The organism is Mycobacterium dioxanotrophicus (assembly GCF_002157835.1).
GTDB classification, from domain to species: Bacteria; Actinomycetota; Actinomycetes; order Mycobacteriales; family Mycobacteriaceae; genus Mycobacterium; species Mycobacterium dioxanotrophicus.
This window is the reverse complement of sequence record NZ_CP020809.1, coordinates 5,997,903-6,017,302: the sequence shown is the minus strand read 5'-3', so window position 1 is coordinate 6,017,302 and position 19,400 is coordinate 5,997,903. Positions and strand designations below refer to the sequence as shown.

Below are 19,400 nucleotides of genomic sequence, written 5' to 3'. Positions count from 1 at the left end.
ATGCGGGGCGGCCGGAACTATATGCCCGGCTCACGCGTCGTCGACACTCACCCGGAGCCGCGGTTTGGGCTCGCCGCCCGGTGTGGCGACGCGTTCCCAGATCGCATCGACCATCGGTTGCAGCAGCAGCTCGCCCATCTGCCGGACCAGCACGGTGACCACCTGGGCGGATTCGCGGCGTTCGACCGATGCCCGCCCGGAGGTGCGCAGCTTGCTGACCTCCTGCTGGGTGAGTTCGACGAGTACGTCGAGCAGGTGCAGCCGCTCGGCCGACGGGTCGAGAAGGGCGCGGCGCACGTAGTTCACCACCGGAGGGTTGTCGCGCAGCATCTGGCGAACGGCCTCGTCGCGGACCGCCACGGTGGCGTTCGCCGGCGCCTGCGCCAGGGTGGACGCGAAGTGGTCGGCCACCAGCTGGTCGACGGCATCGCGCAGGCCGGCCTTGGTCTTGAAGTGGTGCTGCACCAGACCGAGGGTGGCACCGGCCTCGGCGGCGATGGTGCGCAACGCGATTCGGTCCTCGCCGTGCTGTGCGAAGAGTTCCAGCGCGGTATTGCGAATTCGGGCCTTGGCGGTCAGGTCCTCGTCGTTCATCTGTCCACCCCGATACATTCGACCAGTAAACGATACAAGTGTATCGTCTGCGGCATGTCGGAACTGTTTCCTGGCTACCGCGCCACCTGGGAAAGCGATCACCACCGTGAGCTCCGCCGGCATGCCGCGGAGTTTCTGCGCAAGGAGGCGACGCCCAATCAGGACCGCTGGGCCCGCAATCATCAGGTGGACCGGGAGTTCTGGACCAAGCTCGGTGACGCCGGGCTCCTCGGCCTGGACCTGCCGGAGGAATACGGGGGCACCGGCGGTGACTTCGGGTACTCGGCGATCGTGGCCGAAGAGCTTGCCCTTGCCCATGACTCGGCCTCGGGTTGGTCGGTGCACTCGCCGATCGTCGCGCACTATCTCAACACCTACGGCAACGACGAACAGAAGCGGCGCTGGCTCCCCAAGGTCATCAGCGGCGAGTTGGTGCTCGCGATCGCCATGACCGAGCCGGGTACCGGGTCCGACCTGCAAGCGGTGCGCACGACCGCCGTCCGCGACGGCGACGATTATGTCATCAACGGGTCGAAGACGTTCATCTCCAACGGTTCTCACTGCGATCTGCTGGTGATCGTCGCCAAGACCGACCCGAGCGCGGGTGCGGCGGGCGTGTCGCTGATCGTCGCCGAAACCAACGATGCTCTACAGGGTTTCGAGCGTGGGCGAGTGTTGGAGAAGGTCGGGCAGCACGGTCAGGACACTCGGGAGCTGTTCTTCACCGACATGCGTGTGCCGACCGCGAATCTGCTCGGCGCCCAGGAAGGGCTGGGGTTCTATCAATTGATGGAGCAGCTTGCGCGCGAGCGGCTGGTGATCGCGTCGATCTGCGCGGGCATGGCCGAAGCCGCTGTGCTGGAGGCCATCAAGTACACCAAGCAGCGCGAAGCATTCGGCCGCGAGCTGATCAAGTTCCAGCACACCCGGTTCGAGCTCGCCGAACTGAAGGCCGAGGTGCTGTCCATCAAGACCACCGTCGACTACTGCGTGCAGCAGCTCATCGACGGCACCATCGACCCCGCGCTGGCTTCGATGGCCAAGCTGGTGGCCGCCGACAAGGGGGTCGCCGTCGTCGATCGCTGTGTGCAGTTCTTCGGCGGGTACGGCTACATGATGGAGTACCCCATCGCCCGGGCCTATGCAGCTGCGCGGGTCAACAAGATCTACGGCGGTACGAGCGAGATCATGAAGGAGATCATCAGCCGGGCGCTGTAACGCCCACGGCGGGCACACGCGAATTGTGACATCGTTTGAACATGAGCAACCGTGACAACGCCGCTGATGAATACAGCGTCGATGACGACGACCAGTTGACTCAGGAGGACGCCCTCATCGACCGAGGCGTCGACGATCTGCTCGACGAGGGCTACACGCCTCCGGATCGCTGGCGGGAACCGCGCGACCACGAGACCCTCGATGAGCTGCTCGCCGAGGAGGAGCCCGATCCGGCGATGCAGCTCGACGATCCCGACTATCCCGACGAACAGGCCGGCGAGGACGAGGTCGGAGACCGCCGTTCGGGCCGACTGGTGGCGCCCAATGCGGGATTCGGCGAAGACGACGAGGACGAACTGCTCGGGTATGAGGTCGGCATCGACGGGGGCGCGGCCTCTGCTGAAGAGGCCGCGGTCCACATCATCCCCGAATCATTCCCGGATGGCGGGCTGTCGTTCTGACGCCACCGACACCGTGAGCACCAGTAGACCGCCGACCGCGAGCAGCGCACCTGCAGCAGCGGGCGCTGTGTAGCCGTAGCCCGCCGCGATGACCAGGCCGCCCACCCAGGCGCCCGTCGCATTGCCGATGTTCAGTGCGGAGTGGTTGAGCGCGGCGGCCAGCGTCTGCGCGTCGTGCGCCACGTCCATCAGCCGCGTCTGCAACGCGGGCCCCACCGCGGACCCCGCGGCACCCACGCCGAACAACACCAGCAACGCGGTCCACGGATTGTGGGCGGCCGCGACGAAGACCGCGAGCAGGATCCCCAGCGTGCCGAGGGACAGGTAGAGCGCGCGGATCACCGACAGGTCGGCCAGCCGGCCGCCGACCAGGTTGCCGACCACCATGCCGAGGCCGAACACCATGAGCGCAACCGGAACCAGCGCCCGGGACAGCCCGGCGACGTCGGTCATCGTGGTGCTGATGTAGGTGTAGACGGCGAACATGCCGCCGAAGCCGATCATGCCGACCAACACAGCCAGCCAGACCTGAGGACGGCGCAACGCACCGAGTTCCGTCAACGGGCTGGTGGCGTGCATGTTGCGTAGGTGATCGGGCAGCCAGAACCACAGCGCGGTAAGGGTGATCACGCCGATTGCGACCACCAGGCCGAATGCGCTGCGCCAGCCCAACGCCTGCCCGAGCCACGAGGCGATCGGCACACCGAGCACCGTCGCGATGGTCAGGCCGGAGAGCACGTGCGCGACGGCCTTGGCCCGGTTCTGCGGGCCCATCAAGTGGGCGGCGGCCAGCGCGGCGATCCCGAAGAACGCGCCGTGCGGCAGGCCTGCGACGAAGCGGGCCGCGACCAGCGTCGGGTACGAGGGCGCCACCATGCTGGCGAGGTTGCCCAGCGTGAACACCGTGATCAGGCCCAGCAGTAGCGCCTTGCGCGGCAGCCGCGCGGTGACGGCTGCGATGACCGGTGCGCCCACCACGACGCCCAGTGCATAGGCCGAGATGACGTGGCCTGCGGTGGGTTCGCTGATGCCGAAGCTCGATGCGATGTCGGGCAGCAGACCCATGGCCACGAATTCGGTGGTACCGATGCCGAAGCCGCCGAGCGCCAGCGCGACCACGGCGAGCCAGCGCACGGTGGGATCGGGCGCGACCACGGAGACGGGTCCTGCCGGGCGGTTGGGGGAAGTCGTCGTCATGCGTATACGGCTCTCCGGTAGGGCGGGATATGGGAGCTCTCGGACGGCATTGGCGAGAACGGCGTCTGCAACGCTATCCGGACTTCTGATGTTCCATCAACTTACTTTTGTATTTTGCGTGCCAAAGTGAGCGAAGTTACGCTCGGATTATGTCGACCGTCGGTGAGGTGCTCGCTCTCATCCGCGACCGCCGTGACGTCACCCGCGCCGAGATCGGCCACCTGACAGGACTGTCCCGCACCGCCGTGGCCTCCCGGGTGGCCGCGCTCACCGAGCGCGGTCTGGTGGTCGAGACCGAACAGGCGCCGTCCACCGGCGGTCGCCCCGCGGCACTGCTCTCGTTCAATGCCGACACCGGCGTGGTGCTGTCGGCGGCCATCGGCCGGAGCCGGACCCGGGTGGCAGTGTGCAATCTCGCCGGCGATGTCCTCGACCTCGCCGACATCGATCAGCAACCCGACCTCGGTCCCGGAGATCTGATGCCCGACGTGGTCAAGCGCCTTGACGCGCTGTTGGACGCGCGGGCGGGGGCCCGGGTCTACGGCGTCGGTGTGAGCCTGCCCGGCACCGTCGACCGGGTGCGCGGCGCCAGCTTGGACTCCCCGATTCTGCCCGGCTGGGACGGCGTCGAGTTGCGGCCCTATCTGCGGGAGTTGACCGACGCGCCCGTCGTCGTCGACAACGATGTCAACGTCATCGCCCTGGCCGAACGCAGCGGCGAACGCCGGGCCATCGACGATCTGCTCGTGCTCAAGGTGTCGACCGGTATCGGGGCGGGCATCATCACCGGTGGTGTGCTGCAGCGCGGTGCCGTGCAGGCGGCAGGGGAGTTGGGGCACAACAAGACTCCCGCGGCCGCCGGATTGCCGTGCCGCTGCGGCGACAGCGGATGCCTGGAGGCGATCGCCGGCGGCTGGGCGCTGGTGGCCGAGTTGGGGCGCGGCGGCGTCAACCATGTGCGAGACCTGGTGCGGATCGCGCACGAGGGCGACGCCGATGCGCGCCGGATGATCCGTGACAGCGGCCGCCACATCGGCGAAGTGATCGCCGCGGCGGTCAATCTGCTCAACCCCGCGGTGCTCGTCGTCGCGGGCGACATGGCGGGCGCCTACGAGATCTTCGTCGCGGGGCTGCGGGAAACGTTGTACGGCAACGCGACCGCGCTGGCCACCCGGGTGCTGCAGGTGGCACCGTCCACCTATGGGGATCGCTCCGGGGTGATCGGATGCGCCGCGATGGCCCTCGATGAGGTGCTCAGCCCGCAGGCCATCGACGCGCTGTAGCCGTCGCTACACCTTGGCGATGACGTGCTCGGCGAATTTCTCCAGGTGCCGGATCTTGCGGTCCAGCGGTTCGGTGTCCTCACCCTTGATGTAGGGCAGCCGGAATCCGACGATCACGTCGGTCACCCCCTTGTCTTCGAGGCGTTTGACGCCGTCGAGGGTGAACGCGTCGGCCGAGATGACGTGAATCTCAAACGGACCCGTGCGTCCTTCCTCCTCGCGAATCCTATTGAGTCGCTTGATCAGTACGTCGAGGTCGTCGGTGCCGCCACCGTGCATCCAGCCGTCGCACCGGGCCGCCCGCCGTAGCGCGGCGTCGGCATGCCCGCCGACCAGGATCTGCACCGGCTTTGACGGCGCCGGTGTCATCTTGGTTTTGGGAATGTCGTAGAACTCGCCGTGGTACTCGAAGTACTCACCGGTGGTGAGCCCGCGGATGATGTCGATGCATTCGTCCATGCGCTTGCCTCGCTTGGCGAACGGCACGCCCATCAGCTCGTAGTCCTCGGGCCACGGGCTGGTACCCACACCGAGTCCGAGTCGGTTGTCGAACATCGCGTTGAGCGACCCGACCTGCTTGGCCACCAAGGCGGGTGGGCGGATGGGCAGCTTGAGCACGAAAAAGTTGAACTTCAGCGTGGTGGTCACCGCGCACAGCGCCGAGGCCAGCACGAACGCCTCGATGAAGGACTTGCCGTCGAGAAACTCGCGATTGCCGTCGGGCGTGTAGGGATACTTCGAATCCGACTCGAATGGGTAGGCGATGCTGTCCGGAATCGTCATGGCGTGGTACCCGGCCGCCTCGGCTGCCTTGGCCAACGGGATGTAGTAGGTGGGATCGGTCATGGCTTCGGCATAGGTGAACCGCATGCCCTACACACTAGAACGTGTTCTAGAACTTGGGTCGGTCGATCAGCGAACGTTCAGCGTTACGATTGGCTCAACTGCCTCTCGCGACGTGCCCGTCGCCCGAGGGGATGGGAGTGAGTTCGATGGCAGACACCCCGCACGCGATCATCGCACTGCAGATCAGCGACATGATCCGCGATATTCAAGAGTCGTCGCATTCCGATGTCGACGCGGTGCTGAGCGAACTCTCCGAGAGCGGCGTCAACTACATCGACGCCGCTCAGCACGCCGGCATCACCATCGCGTCTCGTGATGGCAAACTGCACACCGCAGCCGCTACCAGCGAGTACCCGGCTCTCCTCGACAAGTTCCAGCAACGGTCCGGCGAGGGCCCGTGCCTCACCGCGGCGTGGGAACAGCACATCACCAAGATCGATGACATCGAGACCGAACAGCGCTGGCCCGCCTACTGCCGGGACACCTGCGACGAAACCCCGATCCGCTCGATCATGGCCTTTCAGCTCTATGCCGACCACCAGACGATGGGCGCCTTGAACTTCTATGCCGAGCGTAAGTACGCGTTCGACGCCGACGCGGTGGAGGCCGGTCTGATCGTCGCCACCCACGCCGCGCTGGCGTGGAATCTGCTGCGCCGTGACGAACAGTTCCGCAGTGCGCTGGCCACCCGCGACCTCATCGGCCAGGCCAAAGGCATGCTGATGGAACGCTTCAAGATCGACGCCGTCCAGGCCTTCGAAGTCCTCAAGCGGTTGTCGCAGAACTCCAACACGCCTCTTGTCGACATCGCGCACGAAATCGTGCATGCGGAGCGCATCTCCGATGTCGTCGACGACTGAGAGGACTGAGCGATCCACGCCCCGCGAGCGCGCCAACGCAGCGCGGCAACGCGTCGTCGAGCTGCAGCAGCGACGCTCTGAGCTGGCGCGCGGCATCGCTCCGTCGGCGCGGGACGTCGCATACGCCCAACGGTGCGCTGAGGACTCCCGGCGCAATGCCATGGTCGCCCATCTGGCTGCCGCGCAACGCCATGCCGAGGCCGGCGAGGCGCACCGGCGTGCGGCCGCAGCGCACGAACAGGCGGCCATGACAGCGGGCAACGGGGACGGCGCGAAACATCAAGACGCCGCGCAGACGCACCGTGACGCCGCCGAATGGCACGAGGCCGCAGCCGCAGCGGCTCGCGCTGCCGCCGCAGCTGAAGTCCGTTAGGTCAATTCTTCCATCAATAGCAACGCACCTTTGACACCGCCGTCGGCGGAGCGGAATGCCGTGCAGCTCACTCTGACTCGGGTGTGACGGCCGCGCCGATTAACTGCATCGAGCACCACCTCTCCGGTCTGGCCGGTGTCGACGAAGGCATTCCCGATCAGTGGGCGCACAGGCTCGAGCGGTAATCCCATGTCCAACGACGTCAGGACCGTGCCGGTCGTCTCATCGGCTCGCAGCCCCCACAGGTCCTCGCAGTGCCGATTCCACACCACCACCCGCATCTCCCGGTCGACCACCACCATGCCGAGATGGATCGAATTGACCAGGGAATCCAGGAATGTCCGGGCGTCGTCGAGCTCGATGCTCCGTTCCCGCAACGTGTCGTTGATGGTGTGCAGTTCGTCGTTGGTGGACTGCAACTCCTCGTTCATCGTCTCGAGTTCTTCGTTGGTGGACTGCAGTTCCTCGTTGGTGGTCTCCAACTCTTCCACAGTCGACTGCAGTTCCTCGTTGGTGGTTTCGAGTTCTTCGTTGGTGGACTGCAGTTCCTCGTAGGCCGCCTCCAGTTGGCGGTTGGTCTGCACCACTTTGTCTACGAGCGCTCGAGTCGCGGTGACGTCGAAGAACACGATCGACACACCCAACAGGCCGTTGTCGGCGTCGACCAACGGATTGACATGGATCTCGAACCACACGGTCTCCGCGCCGGGACGTTGCCACTTCACGTCTTGGATCCGCGCGGAGCGACGTTCGACCTTCGCCTGCTCGATATAGGCGCGGAGCTCGACCGGACGGTAGGACACCTCGAGATCCCGCAGGAGCCGGCCGATGTCGCGGGCTGACAGACCGAAGATCGCCTCGGCCTGCTGATTGATCATGGCGACGGTGTCTTCGCCGGTCACGACGATCTGGGCGACCGGGCTGGCCCGGAAAGCCAGCTCCCGCACTGTGGTCAAGCCCGGCAGTTCACCGTGGCGGTCGTACATCGATGCCGCGGGGTCGTAACGTTCGAACCCGGTGTGAGAACCTGCCGCCTTGCGGAACACCCGGTGTTTGAGGTTCAGCGGCGTGAACCGGTCGGCGTGACTGAGCAGCATCTCGGCGTGGCCGAGGAAGAGTGTGCCTTGCGCGCCCAAGGCAAAGTGCAGGCGGCCCAACACGTTTCGTTGCGTCTCCGCGTTGAGGTACATCAGGGTGTTGCGGCACACCAGCAGGTCGACGCGCGAGATCGGCGCGTCTTTGACCAAATCGTTGCGGCCGAAGATGACTGCGCGACGCAGGTCCTTGTGAAAGACGTAGCGGCCGTTGACCTGTTCGAAGTAGCGCGCCAAGAGCACAGACGGAACCGACTCGATCGCCTTCTCGTCGTAGGACGCCGCGCGGGCCTCGGTGAGGGCCTCCTCGTCGATGTCGGTGGCGTAGATCTTGACCCGCTGCCGGAATGCGTCCGGCCCTAGGGCCTCTGCCAGCAGGATGGCCAGTGTGTAGGCCTCCTGGCCGGAGGCGCAGCCCGCGCTCCACACCCGGATCGGATCGTCGGGGCCCCGTTCGGCGAGCATCCGGGGGATGACGTCGGTGCGCACGAACTCCCATGCGTCCGGATCCCGGAAGAACGACGTGACGTTGATCAGGATGGTGTTGAACAGCGCCGAGAACTCTTCGGAGCTGGCCTGCAGCACGTCGAGGTATTGGTCGAAGGTGTCGTAGCCGGCATGGTCCATACGGTGCCGGACCCGCCTGACCAGTGAGGTGCGCTTGTAACCGGTGAAGTCGAATCCGCGGGAGTCGCGCATGTAGCGCAGCAGCGCTTCGAAGGATTCGTCTGTCGGTTCCATCTTGCCCCGTTCAACCGCCTGCAAGGTTGTGCTGAACATTACCCGGGGGCTACAGCGAATTCTCTGGACCGATGACCGCCCACACCGTCTTTCCGGTCGATGTCGGTGTGCTTCCCCATGCGCGGGCGAGCGCGGCGACCACGGCAAGTCCGGACACCGTGTCACCGCCCCGGTGTGGATCTTCATGTCGGACCGCGGGTGCCCGGCTGTCGTCGGACACCGCGACGGTGACGGCGTCACCCCGGCTCTCGACGATCAATTGCGGCGCACTGAGGGTGTGCTCCAGGACGTTCTCGACCAGCACATCGACCACGATGGCGGCGACCGGAACGATCTCTGCTTGTGACCAGTTCGTCAACCATTCGGCGGCCAGTTGGCGCGCGCGGCGCAGACTCGAATGCACGGCGGGCAGTTGGGCGCGAGCTCGCCGGCGTGGCGGCTCGAGGTCTTCTGTGCGGACAGCCCTGTGCGCAGAGTCGATCGTCGCGTACAGGGGGACGTAGCGGGTGATGCCATTCCGCCTGATCGCCTCGCGGCCGCCGGCGTGGCGGCAGACCAAAATCAGTGGGACGTCTGGCCAGACACTGACATGCCAGCGTGCGCTCGTGAACACACACCATGCCGACTCAGCCGAAACCTGGAGATCGGTGACATCGATGATGACTGCTCGAGGCTCATCCAGCGCCGTCTTGATGACCAAGTCGCGCAGGTCACGGTAGGTGCTACGGTCGAGGACGCCGCCGACGCTCAGCACCTGGTTGTTGCCCCACACCCGGGTCGACACGGCAAGCGGGCTCTGTGCGCTAGCCACCGTGGCCCTCCGATTGCCGGGTCGTTGCCGACAGCCGTTCACTGAGCACAGACACCGCGTGGTCGGCCTCGTCGGCGATCTTGTAGTACCGCTCGGCCATCTGGCCGGGCCCCGTTTGGTCTGCGAGGTGACGCGAGAGCTTGGCCTTTTCCTGCAGGCTGCGCAGCGCAATCCATAGTGCGCTCTCCATTTCCTGATCGCGTGCCCGCAACAGGGCTTCGGCTGTCCAGGCATGGCCGACCCGGCACCGGTAACTGCCCTTGCCCACTGCGGCGAGTGAGCCGTTGCAATCCGGGCAGATATAACCCGATGGGGGACCGAGCGCCTCGGCGTCGAAGTCGGTCGAAAATGGCTTTGACATGGCGATTCTGTTCTCGAGCTCCATGGAGTTGTCAGGTTCCATCTGTCGTTCCTTGATAGCCCGCTCGGTGAGCTGTTTGATGAGCCCACCCATGTCGGCGGCGTCGGCCTGGTGGTCGATCACCCCGGCCTCGACCGCGTTCAGCGGCATCGACGGGAACAGCGCGTCGGCCGGCGTTTGCGCGATGGTCGTGCCGCCCCTGGATCTGATGGCCGCCGAACCGAGCACACCGTCGTCGAGTACGCCCGAGAGCAACACGCCGATCGTGCGCGGACCATATGTGAGTGCGGCCGACCTGAACAACGCGTTGATGGCCGGGCGGTGACCATTCTCGGTCGGTCCTTCGGTCAACAATGCCTGATGGTCGTGGACCAGCAAGTGGCGGTCTGGCGCCGCGACGTAGATGTTTCCGGATACTAGTGGCGCACCTGTCAACGCCGTATTCGCCGGTAGTGGTCCAGCTCGATTGAGAATCCTGGCGAGCACGCTGGGCACATCGGCAGGCATGTGCAACACCACCAGAACCGCATACGGCAGATCCGGTGTGAGACCAGCAGCCAACCGGGTCAACGCCTCCACGCCGCCGGCCGAAGCGCCGACCGCGACTACGCCTGTTGCCCCGTCAAAGTCTGTCATCGTGCACCCTATGTGCCCTGATTACCCAACCTACGCCTAGGCAATGCATCGCGACACGGCATGATTTTCAGTGTGCGGACCTGGCTCACCCGCAATGTTCGGGTGCTCTCCGCGGTGTCGTTTCTTCAGGATGCTGCGAGCGAACTTCTCTATCCGCTGCTGCCCATCTACCTGACCGCGGTCCTGGGCGCACCACCGGCGGTGGTCGGCGCCGTCGAGGGCGCAGCGGAAGGCGCGGCCGCGTTGACCAAGCTGGCGGCGGGTCCGCTCGGGGACCGGTTCGCGAAGCGTCCGTTGATCGCCACCGGTTACGGCATGGCCGCACTGGGCAAGGTGATCGTCGCGGCTGCCGGAGCCTGGCCGGGCGTGCTGGCGGGGCGGGTCGTGGACCGGCTCGGCAAAGGTGTGCGGGGCGCCCCGCGGGATGCCCTGCTGGTCGCCGGCGTCGACGCGTCCGTCCGCGGCCGAGTGTTCGGATTTCACCGGGCCATGGACACTTTGGGGGCGGTGGTCGGGCCGTTGCTCGGCCTCGCGGGTTATGAACTGCTCGACCACCAGATCCCGCCACTGCTGTGGATCGCGGTGATACCGGCTGTCCTCAGCGTGGCACTCGTGTTCCTGGTTGCGGAGCACGGGCGGTCCGCGGTCACGGTGCGCACGCCGATGTTCGCGCAGGTGCGTGAACTGCCCGGCCGGTACTGGCGGGTGACGGCCGTGCTGGTGCTGTTCGGGCTGGTGAACTTTCCCGACGCCCTTCTGTTGTTGCGGCTCAACGAGATCGGCTTCTCCGTCGTCGAGGTGATCCTGGCCTACGTGACCTACAACGCGGTGTACGCGATCTCCAGCTACCCGGCGGGGCTGCTGGCCGACCGGCTCGGGCGGTTGCCGGTGTTCGGCATCGGCCTGGCGTTCTTCGCGGTCGGCTATGCCGGGCTGGGCCTGACCACCGATCCGGTCCTGGCCTGGCTGTTGATCGGGGCATACGGCCTGTTCACCGGGTGCACCGACGGGGTCGGCAAAGCCTGGGTGTCGTCGTTGGTCGGTGCCGATCTGCAAGGCAGTGCCCAGGGAGTTTTCCAGGGGCTCAGCGGTTTTGCCGTGCTCGGCGCCGGACTGTGGGCCGGTCTGCTGTGGAACGGCATCCCGGGCCAGGCCGGGCAGTTGCCGCTGCTGGTGTCAGGCATCGCCGGCGGTGTGTTCGCGCTCGCGCTGCTCGGCAGGACCGCCGTCACTCGACGACGGTGACCTCGACGTTCGGCAGGGCGAACGGCGGCGCGCCGACGCCGACGATCGAATAGCTGCCCTGTGCGGTGCGTTCGGTGATTCGCGCGTCCACGCACCGGGATTCGATGCCGAGCCGCACCGGGCCGATGCTGACCAAGTTCGGTGCGTCGAGAATCGTTCCGCGCCAGTGGTATCGGCCATCGATGGGGTCCAGGTGCCCGGTCAGGCGGACCCGCACGGGGTGTTCCTGGTCGGCGATCTGCAGAGCCGCGGCGCCGTCGTACACGTCGTCGTCGGGCTCGGCGCCCGTGCCCGCGTCCGTCGGCGCCCCCGTGCCACGCCGTGCGGCGGCGGGCAGGAACCCGGTGCGGCGCCACAACCGACGAGCGATCGGGCCCATCAGCCCGACCTCCTCCAGGAACGCGCCCAGCGGGGCGAACCCGGCGATCTGGGTCTCATGCCGGTGGGTGCTCGCGCGGGCCATCGCACGGGCCGCACGGGCGTCGAGGCCCACACGGTGGTACTGCACCTTGTTGGTGAACAGGAAGCGGAAGAACAGACCACCGACGCCGTTGAGGTTGCCGACCCAGGCGCGGGTGATCCACGGCATCGTCGGCGTGCGCTTGCGCAGCCCGTCGCGGGCGAATTGGATGTGCCTGGCCTCTTCGGTGACATGAATCCGCATGAGGCGCTGGATCATCGGCTGCAGTTCCGGATCATCCATCATCTGCCGCTGCAGCGAGTCGAAGATCTCCTCGCCGATCAACGCGGCCACCCACAACAACGAACCGCGGAAGGCGAACGGCAGAGCGTTGATGATCATGCGCTGATACAGCCGCGGGCGCACCGGTTTGGCGTCGACCTTCTCGATCGCCCTGCCGAACATCACCATGTGCCGGGTTTCGTCGCCCAGCTCGGTGAGCTCGTAGTGGGTGGCGCGGGCGGTGGGGTCCTGATGCATCATCTTGCGCAGCAGCGCCTGGTTGAGGATGTTCTCGAACCAGATGCCCGCCGAGAGCGTGTTGACCAGCTCCTGCCGTGACAGCTCGATCTGCTGGGCGCGGGTCATGCTGTCCCACAACAGCGTTCCGTACAGCGACACCGTCTTCGGGGGCAGGTAGAACTTGTCGGGATCCAGCGGTGCGTCCCAGTCGATGTCCACGACCGGTGCATAGGATTTGCGCACCGAACCCTTGAGCAGGCGCTCAGCGAACTCGTCACGTGTGGCGGCGTTGGCCGCCCTGACCGAAGATGTCACCGTTGACGTCCCTTCGACTGACCGGAGCGAAGCTGCTCATCGAAGTTAGGGCCCTTCGCAACACTTAGTCAATACCCACGGTACCGCATACTTTGGCGAGCTGTCGGATCGTTACCCTTCGGGTGTGCGCCACATCCATGTCATCGGTATCGGCGCGGGCGATCCCGACTACGTCACGGCACAAGCGGTTTCCGCGCTCAACCACACACAGGTGTTCTTCGCGATGGACAAGGGCCCGCGGCGGGGGACGGATACCGATGAGCTGGTCGCGCTGCGACGAGCCATCTGCGAACGGTTCATTACGCACGCACCGGGGGAGCCTGGCTACCGGTTCGTCGAACTGGTCGACCCGCCGCGGGCGACGACCGGCGAATACACCAGCGCTGTCGCCGACTGGCATGCCGAGCGGGCCAAGATCTGGGCACAGGCCATCGAGACCGAACTCGGACCGGACGGTGTCGGTGCGTTTCTGGCGTGGGGGGATCCGTCGCTGTACGACAGCACGCTGCGCATCCTCGACCGGGTCGCCGAGCACGTGGAATTCGACTACGACGTCATTCCGGGCATCACCGCCGTCCAGGCGCTGACCGCGCGGCATCGCATACCGCTCAACGACATCGGCGAGCCGGTGCTGATCACCACGGGCCGCCGGTTGCGCGATGAGGGCATCTCCGGCACCGCGGTGGTGATGCTCGACGCCGAATGCTCGTTCCAGGAGTGCCCGCAGCAGACCCGGATCTGGTGGGGTGCCTACCTCGGTACGCCCGACGAGATCCTCTTCGCCGGCCGGGTCGGCGAGGTGGGCGAGCAGATCGTCGCGGCGCGGGCCGAAGCGCGCGAACGCCACGGCTGGATCATGGACACCTACCTACTGCGATCGGCAGACTGACACCCATGACCTCATTTCTGTTGCGCGCCGGGCTGACCGGGCTCGCGCTGTGGATCGTGACGCTGATCGTGCCGGGAATGAGTTTCGTCGGCGGCGACACCACGCTGGCGCGCGTCGGGATCATCTTCGTCGTCGCGGTGATCTTCGGCGTCGTCAACGCCATCATCAAACCGATCGTGCAGATCCTCTCGATACCGCTCTACATCCTGACGCTCGGACTCATCCACATCGTGATCAACGCACTCATGCTGTGGATCACGTCGCGGATCACCGAGAGCACCACCCACTGGGGCTTGCAGATCAACGAGTTCTGGTGGACCGCGATCTGGGCGGCGATCGTGCTGTCGATCGTCAGCTGGCTACTGTCGCTGGTCTGGCAGCCCGAGCGCTGAGAGCTGCTCGGCCAGATCGGCAGCAGTGTCGGCGGCCGCCTCGGTGTTGCCATCGTGTTCCAACGCCCAGCACGCCGCCAGGGTGCGGTAGGCGAGCTGCTCGGCGACCACCACCGTGGGCCACATGCGTTCCGCGGCAGCGCGTTGCGTGGCCGATCCGCCGACGTCGATGTCGTACGCGGGCAGCATCGCCATCGCCTGCAGCTGCAGATCCCGGCGGTCCGTGCGGGCCACCGGTGAGGTGACGTCGCCGGCCGCAAGATGGGCGACGGCCGTGTCAACCGCGGCCAGGGTGGCGGAGATGGCAGCGGTGAGTCGGGCAGGCGGACTGCCGCGTTCGATCACCCAATACACCAAAAGTGCGACGGCACAGCCGATCAGGGTGTCGCCGCCGCGGGCGAGCAGCAGGTTCCCGAGGTCGGTGACCGGGGCGCCGCCTGACGCGATGGTCAGCGCTGCGGGCGTGATGAAGATGACGGCCAGGGTGTAGTTGCGCACCACGAACATCTCGATGGTGAACTGCAACGCGCCCAGCACCAAGGCCAACCACACTCCCTGCGGGTGCAGGGCCAGGATCGCCCCAGCGACGCCGAGTCCGAGCCAGGTGCCCAGCGTCCGTTCGATGCCGCGCTGGATGGTGCGCAGCCAGTCGAAACCTTGATGCAGCATCAGCACCGCGGTCGCCATGGCCCAATACGCGTGACTGATGCCCAGCGCACCGGCGATGGCACCGGCGATCAATACCGCGATTCCGACGCGGGCGGCCAGTCGCAGCGAGTTCGAACCCGGGGTCGCGGCCCGGCGCAACAGCGTCGCCGCGCTCGGCCTGCCGAGCGGAACACCTTCAGCGCCATGGTCGTCGACGAAGGCGTCGGCGGGCACGGTGGCCAGATGCCTGGCCAGCTCGGCCCCGTCGAACGGCAGCGGCCGACCGGCGTCGGCGCTACGCATGGCCTCCGCGAACAGCGCATGCAGCCGACGGTTGATCACCCGCAGGCGGTAGAGCGTGTCGTCGGGTTTGGGCTGCACCGGCTGGTAGGTGACCAGCGTGATCCACGCGGTGTGCAGCAGTGTGGCGGCTCGGTGCCGGGCGGAGGCTTCGGCGGGCCCATCGCCCATTGTGTCGATGTACCCGGCGATCGCGTTTGCCGCGGCCGCGGCCGCGGCGCGTTCCGGGCCGCGCGGACGCACGAGCGCTCCCGCCATGTGCACCGCCCACGCGAAGGCACCGCCGGCGAGCACGAGCGCCGCCAGGTGCAGCGGCGACAAGTGCGTGGTGGCCACGCCGGTGCCCGCCGCGCACGCCAGCACGAACAGGTACGCGCCGGGCGGTCCGATGGCCAGCGCGTTGCAGACCAGCGCGGCGACCATCGCGATCACCGTGACCGTTCCCACCGCCAGCCACGGCGTCGCGGCCGCCCAATCCCCGAGTGCCACGGCGACCGCGAAGCACAGCGCCACCGTGCCCAGATACATGCCCCGGTTGAGATAGGGTCTGCCGCTGCCGTACACCGAGGTGAACCCGCCGATGGTGGCGATCAGCCCGGCTGCGGTGTGCCCTGTGGCCCAGCCGACCAGGACCGGAACCGCCATACACAGCCCGGCGCGCAGCGCGAACAGAAACCGCTGCGGTCCCGGGTTGAGCACGAAGACGTTGCGCAGCGGGTGGGAAACCGGTTTTGGCGCGGGCCGGTCCGGCATGGTTACAGCCAGGGCGGCGGGTCGGGCACCTCATCGGTCAAGCCGACCGCGCCGCGTCCGGCGGCCCACCGGACCACTGAGGCCAGCGGTCCGCTGATCACCTGTTTTTGAGGCCCGTCGCTGACCGCGACCGGTGCCATCCCCGTCACCTCGAGCACGATGCCGTCACCGCGATTCTTTCTGCGCCACATCCCGACGATATCGGTGAGCAACGACTGCAGCATGATGTCGGGAAAATCGCCGAACTGCGCGCCGTTGTCGAGGTCGACGGCGTGGATCCACACCTCGCGGCAGCGCATCCAGACCGTCTCTGCGGCGGGCACGACGCGGCCCTGGGCCGTGCGAACCTGCGCCTGCCAGGCCGCATCCGGCAGGTGTCGCCACTTCTCGTCGAGCCGGGCGACGGTGTGGTCGAAGAGGTTTCGCAGCGCCGCCGCGCTGAGCGTGGCGCCCTCCTCGATCTCCCGAGCACGCGCCTCCGGGGACTCATACATCGGCATTTCGACTCCCGTGGCAGCCCAGTCCAGTAACCGGCACAACGCCGCGGCGTTATAGCCGACGTGGGCGAGCAAGTGCCGACGGGTCCAGCCGGTCAGCAGGGTGTCGCGATCGAGGTCGTCGTCAGTCAGTTCTGCCAAGCGCTGAGCGAAGTACGCGGTTCCGCGCCGGGCGACCAGCAGACGTTCGGAGCGGGGCAGATCGGCGAAGGCGCTCATTTGACGATGGTCCTGTTGCGGACGGTGCCCAACCCGTCGATGCTGACCTCGACTGTCTGGCCGTTGCCGATGTGGCGTGGTGGCTTACGGGCGTGGCCGACGCCGCCGGTGGTGCCCGTGATGACGACGTCGCCGGGCTGCAGTGTGACGATGTGGCTGATGTAGGAGACGAGGGCCGCCGGCGTGAACACCAGGTCGTCGGTGCTGGCATGCTGCATCACCTCGCCGTCCAACCGGGCTTCGATGGTGGTGCCCAGCTGATAGTCGGTGACCAGGAACGGGCCGAAACCGCTTGTCTTCTCGAAATTCTTGCCCTGGTCCCATTGCAGCGTGCGGTACTGATAGTCGCGCATGGTGTAGTCGTTGATCACCGAGTAACCCGCGATGTAGTCGATGGCTTCGGCTTCGGGCACCTGGTAGGCCTGTCTGCCGATGACGAATGCCAGCTCGGCTTCCCAGTCCAGTTCGGCGGCAGCGTATTCGGGGACGATGACGTCGTCGTACGGTCCGGTGAGCGCCTCGGCCCACTTCGCGAACAGCGTCGGATACTGCGGCAGTTCGCGGCCCATCTCCTTGATGTGCGTGGCATAGTTCAATCCCACACACACGATCTTGCCGGGCCGTGGCACCACAGGTGCGTAATCGGCGTCGTCGAGACTGATCGTGGCACCGTCGGCCTGCGCGGCGATGGTCCGCCAATCTGCTTGGTCCAGTAGGGAAGACAGGTCGGGATGGCCGACGACGACCGTTGCGGTGCGGTTGTCGGCATTGACCCGGACCGCGGCGGTGCCACCGGCCAGGCGCAGCGTGGCGAGTTTCATGTCAGGCTCCTTGTCGGGTGATGGTGCGGTGGAATCCGAGGCGCTCGACCACCGGAGCGTCGGAGAATGTGAAGAGATCGAGTTCATCGTCAGCGTGGATGGACCATTCGACCCAGGACGGCACGACGATCAGGTCCCCCTTGCCAACGGAATACGTGGTGTCGCCGAGGTGGAATTCGCCGGAGCCGTCGAAGACCTGATATGCCGCCGATCCGACGTCGCGGCGTGCGCGTGTTGACGCGCCTGCACGGAGCCGGTGGAATTCCGCGCGGATGGTGGGCAACACATCACCACCGGTGGTCGGGTTGGTGTAGCGCACCGCGGCGTGGCCGGGTTCGGTTGTGGCACTGAAGCCTTCGTCTTCGAGTGCGAGTTGCTCGCGAAGGGCGGCGTCGGTGTGCTCCCAGCGGTAGGCGGCCATCGGTGAGCTGGTCCTGGTGTCGAGGCCGACGAGCGGGCGGAGCCCCGGATGCGCCCACAGCCGTTCGGACCGCGAGATGTCCGGAGTCGATTCGTCGGTGACACCGTCGGCGCCGAACTCGAAAAATCCGGTATCGGTGTAGTGCACGAGTGGGATGTCGAGACCGTCGAGCCAAGCCATCGGCTGATCGGTTTCGTTGTGGTGCCCGTGAAAGGCCCAGCCCGGGGTGAGCAGCAGGTCGCCGCGGCGCATCGCCACCGGATCACCGTTGACGACGGTCCAGACGCCGTCCCCTTCGACGACGAACCGGAACGCGTTCTGGCTGTGCCGGTGCTCGGGCGCGGTCTCCTTCGGGCCGAGGTACTGAATCGCGGCCCACAACGTCGGCGTCAGGTATGGCGCACCCCCCAGCCCCGGGTTGGCCAGGGCGATGGCTCGGCGTTCCCCACCCCGGCCGACCGGAACGAGGTCGCCCGCGCGCTGCGCCAAGGGGTACAGCGTCGACCATTTCCAGACGAAGGGCACGGCACGCGGGCTCGGGGTGCCGGGCATGAGCGAATCCAACTGGGTCCACAGTGGATTGAGATGAGCGTGGTCGAAGTCGGCGTAGAGCCGGTCCAGCTCTGGATCGGAGAGCTGGGATTCCGCGTGAGCTGTGTGGGCCATGTCTTGACGCTAAGGCGGCGCCGGTCGACCTGCGTAGAAGATTCTGTTCTGCAGAATTAGATGGGGTCGATGTCCGCGACGTCGAGCTCCAGTTCGCGGACCGCGCGTTTGAGCGTGGGGATGAGCTCGCCCTTGGCGTGGCGCCGGTATCGGACGGTGGGCACGGCGACGCTGACCGCGGCCACCGCCCGGCCCGCCCGGTTGTGGACAGCGACCGCGAACGCCGCGACGCCCTCCTCGGTCTGCTCGACGTTGAGGGCGAACCCGGCAGCCCGGATACCTGCCAGCTCCTTGTGTAACGCGGCGAGCTGTTCGGCAGGGTAGAGCGCCGCGAGCGCGTCGTCGGAGAGCTCGGCGAGCAGTGCCCGGCCACCGGAGGTGAGTTCGGCGGCCAGCACCTGGCCCTGGCGATCGCCCACTCGCAATGTGGCGTTCGATTCGACTGAAGTGAGGAACCGGATCTGCGCGCCGACCCGGATCTCCAGGTGCACGGTTTCGCCACAGGCCAGCGCGAGTGCCTCCAGGTGTGGGCGGCAGGTGTCGGTGAATTCTCGGGTCCAGCCGCGCTGCGCCGGTCCGGCGCCCATCGCCGGACCCGGGTGGTACTGCCGCTTCTCGTCCTGCACCGCGAACCCCCGGTAGACCAACATGGCCAGCAGCCGGTGCGCGGTCGACGGGGCGATGTTCAGCTCCTCTGCCGCGTCCTTGAGGCGCAGTGCCCCGACATCGCGCAGCATCTGCAGCAGCCGCAGCGCGTTGTCGACGGACTCCAGCAGATAGGCCGGCTTCTCGATGGTTCGATGCGCCTTCTTCTGCACAGCAGAACTATATTGCTGC

20 protein-coding genes are annotated in these 19,400 nt (G+C 66.6%); 8 read left to right on the top strand and 12 right to left on the bottom strand.

The genetic code is table 11. The features are described 5' to 3' along the window. Positions 1-30: 30 nt before the first annotated feature. Complete coding sequence (locus BTO20_RS29240) at positions 31-594, bottom strand: TetR/AcrR family transcriptional regulator (RefSeq protein ID WP_232490892.1); 564 nt, start codon at positions 592-594, stop codon at positions 31-33. 54 nt (positions 595-648) lie between these two features. On the opposite strand from BTO20_RS29240, the gene BTO20_RS29235 reads away from it, so the two are divergent. Further along, positions 649-1,812: an acyl-CoA dehydrogenase family protein gene (locus BTO20_RS29235; RefSeq protein WP_087079400.1), complete on the top strand. Its 1,164-nt coding sequence runs from the start codon at positions 649-651 to the stop codon at positions 1,810-1,812. Positions 1,813-1,853: 41 nt separating this feature from the next. After that, complete coding sequence (locus BTO20_RS29230; protein WP_087079399.1) at positions 1,854-2,273, top strand: DUF5709 domain-containing protein; 420 nt, start codon at positions 1,854-1,856, stop codon at positions 2,271-2,273. Here BTO20_RS29230 and BTO20_RS29225 read toward each other — a convergent pair. After that, entirely contained in the window at positions 2,244-3,470 is a 1,227-nt protein-coding gene (locus BTO20_RS29225; protein WP_087079398.1) for an MFS transporter, read from the bottom strand. The genes BTO20_RS29230 and BTO20_RS29225 overlap by 30 nt on opposite strands. A 149-nt stretch (positions 3,471-3,619) precedes the next feature. Here BTO20_RS29225 and BTO20_RS29220 point away from each other — a divergent pair, with 149 nt between their 5' ends. After that, positions 3,620-4,753 (top strand): ROK family transcriptional regulator, encoded by a 1,134-nt coding sequence (locus tag BTO20_RS29220; protein ID WP_087079397.1) that lies wholly within the window; start codon positions 3,620-3,622, stop codon positions 4,751-4,753. Positions 4,754-4,759: 6 nt separating this feature from the next. Here BTO20_RS29220 and BTO20_RS29215 read toward each other — a convergent pair whose 3' ends face one another. Beyond that, positions 4,760-5,623 (bottom strand): LLM class flavin-dependent oxidoreductase, encoded by an 864-nt coding sequence (locus BTO20_RS29215; protein WP_087079396.1) that lies wholly within the window; start codon positions 5,621-5,623, stop codon positions 4,760-4,762. A gap of 122 nt (positions 5,624-5,745) precedes the next feature. Here BTO20_RS29215 and BTO20_RS29210 point away from each other — a divergent pair, with 122 nt between their 5' ends. Both BTO20_RS29210 and BTO20_RS29205 read left to right on the top strand, forming a co-directional pair. Continuing rightward, the gene (locus BTO20_RS29210) at positions 5,746-6,459 is read left to right on the top strand and encodes a GAF and ANTAR domain-containing protein (protein ID WP_087079395.1); all 714 of its coding nucleotides are present in this window, start codon (positions 5,746-5,748) and stop codon (positions 6,457-6,459) included. Next, positions 6,443-6,832 carry a hypothetical protein gene (locus BTO20_RS29205; protein WP_087079394.1) on the top strand — a complete coding sequence of 130 codons (390 nt, stop codon included), beginning with the start codon at positions 6,443-6,445 and terminating at the stop codon, positions 6,830-6,832. The genes BTO20_RS29210 and BTO20_RS29205 overlap by 17 nt, the downstream gene beginning before the upstream one ends. Here BTO20_RS29205 and BTO20_RS29200 read toward each other — a convergent pair. From BTO20_RS29200 to BTO20_RS29190, 3 genes are read right to left on the bottom strand one after another with little or no spacing between them, the layout of a single operon-like run. Continuing rightward, on the bottom strand, positions 6,829-8,667 hold the full coding sequence (locus BTO20_RS29200; RefSeq protein ID WP_087082854.1) for a CheR family methyltransferase: 1,839 nt from the start codon (positions 8,665-8,667) through the stop codon (positions 6,829-6,831). The two genes, BTO20_RS29205 and BTO20_RS29200, sit on opposite strands and share 4 nt — an antisense overlap. 49 nt (positions 8,668-8,716) lie before the next feature. Next, complete coding sequence (locus BTO20_RS29195; protein ID WP_087079393.1) at positions 8,717-9,478, bottom strand: STAS domain-containing protein; 762 nt, start codon at positions 9,476-9,478, stop codon at positions 8,717-8,719. Beyond that, positions 9,471-10,475: a chemotaxis protein CheB gene (locus BTO20_RS29190; protein WP_087079392.1), complete on the bottom strand. Its 1,005-nt coding sequence runs from the start codon at positions 10,473-10,475 to the stop codon at positions 9,471-9,473. The genes BTO20_RS29195 and BTO20_RS29190 overlap by 8 nt, the downstream gene beginning before the upstream one ends. 60 nt (positions 10,476-10,535) lie before the next feature. Between BTO20_RS29190 and BTO20_RS29185 the strand changes: the two genes are divergently transcribed. Next, entirely contained in the window at positions 10,536-11,720 is a 1,185-nt protein-coding gene (locus BTO20_RS29185; RefSeq protein WP_087079391.1) for an MFS transporter, read from the top strand. Here BTO20_RS29185 and BTO20_RS29180 read toward each other — a convergent pair. Beyond that, the gene (locus tag BTO20_RS29180) at positions 11,704-12,957 is read right to left on the bottom strand and encodes a diiron oxygenase (RefSeq protein ID WP_087079390.1); all 1,254 of its coding nucleotides are present in this window, start codon (positions 12,955-12,957) and stop codon (positions 11,704-11,706) included. The genes BTO20_RS29185 and BTO20_RS29180 overlap by 17 nt on opposite strands. Positions 12,958-13,081: 124 nt before the next feature. Here BTO20_RS29180 and cobF point away from each other — a divergent pair, with 124 nt between their 5' ends. Next, positions 13,082-13,846: a precorrin-6A synthase (deacetylating) gene (cobF, locus tag BTO20_RS29175; protein ID WP_087079389.1), complete on the top strand. Its 765-nt coding sequence runs from the start codon at positions 13,082-13,084 to the stop codon at positions 13,844-13,846. A 5-nt stretch (positions 13,847-13,851) separates the two neighbouring features. Further along, positions 13,852-14,238: a phage holin family protein gene (locus tag BTO20_RS29170; RefSeq protein WP_087079388.1), complete on the top strand. Its 387-nt coding sequence runs from the start codon at positions 13,852-13,854 to the stop codon at positions 14,236-14,238. Here BTO20_RS29170 and BTO20_RS29165 read toward each other — a convergent pair. From BTO20_RS29165 to BTO20_RS29145, 5 genes are read right to left on the bottom strand one after another with little or no spacing between them, the layout of a single operon-like run. Continuing rightward, positions 14,206-15,939 (bottom strand): FUSC family protein, encoded by a 1,734-nt coding sequence (locus tag BTO20_RS29165; protein ID WP_087079387.1) that lies wholly within the window; start codon positions 15,937-15,939, stop codon positions 14,206-14,208. The two genes, BTO20_RS29170 and BTO20_RS29165, sit on opposite strands and share 33 nt — an antisense overlap. A gap of 2 nt (positions 15,940-15,941) precedes the next feature. Further along, entirely contained in the window at positions 15,942-16,655 is a 714-nt protein-coding gene (locus BTO20_RS29160) for a maleylpyruvate isomerase family mycothiol-dependent enzyme (RefSeq protein ID WP_087079386.1), read from the bottom strand. Then, on the bottom strand, positions 16,652-17,476 hold the full coding sequence (locus tag BTO20_RS29155; RefSeq protein ID WP_087079385.1) for a fumarylacetoacetate hydrolase family protein: 825 nt from the start codon (positions 17,474-17,476) through the stop codon (positions 16,652-16,654). The genes BTO20_RS29160 and BTO20_RS29155 overlap by 4 nt, the downstream gene beginning before the upstream one ends. A gap of 1 nt (position 17,477) precedes the next feature. Next, entirely contained in the window at positions 17,478-18,563 is a 1,086-nt protein-coding gene (locus BTO20_RS29150) for a cupin domain-containing protein (RefSeq protein WP_087079384.1), read from the bottom strand. 56 nt (positions 18,564-18,619) lie between these two features. Continuing rightward, a complete protein-coding gene (locus tag BTO20_RS29145; protein ID WP_087082852.1) occupies positions 18,620-19,381 on the bottom strand; it encodes an IclR family transcriptional regulator in 762 nt (253 codons plus the stop codon). Positions 19,382-19,400 lie beyond the last annotated feature (19 nt).

Excerpts from the sequence above, each read along its gene's own strand:
- BTO20_RS29165 (WP_087079387.1), bottom strand. The coding sequence starts at position 15,939 with ATGCCGGACCGGCCCGCGCCAAAACCGGTTTCCCACCCGCTGCGCAAC.
- BTO20_RS29185 (WP_087079391.1), top strand. The coding sequence starts at position 10,536 with ATGATTTTCAGTGTGCGGACCTGGCTCACCCGCAATGTTCGGGTGCTC.
- BTO20_RS29220 (WP_087079397.1), top strand. The coding sequence starts at position 3,620 with ATGTCGACCGTCGGTGAGGTGCTCGCTCTCATCCGCGACCGCCGTGAC.
- BTO20_RS29230 (WP_087079399.1), top strand. The coding sequence starts at position 1,854 with ATGAGCAACCGTGACAACGCCGCTGATGAATACAGCGTCGATGACGAC.
- BTO20_RS29155 (WP_087079385.1), bottom strand. The coding sequence starts at position 17,476 with ATGAAACTCGCCACGCTGCGCCTGGCCGGTGGCACCGCCGCGGTCCGG.
- BTO20_RS29200 (WP_087082854.1), bottom strand. The coding sequence starts at position 8,667 with ATGGAACCGACAGACGAATCCTTCGAAGCGCTGCTGCGCTACATGCGC.
- BTO20_RS29235 (WP_087079400.1), top strand. The coding sequence starts at position 649 with ATGTCGGAACTGTTTCCTGGCTACCGCGCCACCTGGGAAAGCGATCAC.
- BTO20_RS29205 (WP_087079394.1), top strand. The coding sequence starts at position 6,443 with ATGTCGTCGACGACTGAGAGGACTGAGCGATCCACGCCCCGCGAGCGC.
- BTO20_RS29150 (WP_087079384.1), bottom strand. The coding sequence starts at position 18,563 with ATGGCCCACACAGCTCACGCGGAATCCCAGCTCTCCGATCCAGAGCTG.
- BTO20_RS29215 (WP_087079396.1), bottom strand. The coding sequence starts at position 5,623 with ATGCGGTTCACCTATGCCGAAGCCATGACCGATCCCACCTACTACATC.
- BTO20_RS29170 (WP_087079388.1), top strand. The coding sequence starts at position 13,852 with ATGACCTCATTTCTGTTGCGCGCCGGGCTGACCGGGCTCGCGCTGTGG.
- BTO20_RS29160 (WP_087079386.1), bottom strand. The coding sequence starts at position 16,655 with ATGAGCGCCTTCGCCGATCTGCCCCGCTCCGAACGTCTGCTGGTCGCC.
- BTO20_RS29190 (WP_087079392.1), bottom strand. The coding sequence starts at position 10,475 with ATGACAGACTTTGACGGGGCAACAGGCGTAGTCGCGGTCGGCGCTTCG.
- BTO20_RS29225 (WP_087079398.1), bottom strand. The coding sequence starts at position 3,470 with ATGACGACGACTTCCCCCAACCGCCCGGCAGGACCCGTCTCCGTGGTC.
- BTO20_RS29210 (WP_087079395.1), top strand. The coding sequence starts at position 5,746 with ATGGCAGACACCCCGCACGCGATCATCGCACTGCAGATCAGCGACATG.
- BTO20_RS29240 (WP_232490892.1), bottom strand. The coding sequence starts at position 594 with ATGAACGACGAGGACCTGACCGCCAAGGCCCGAATTCGCAATACCGCG.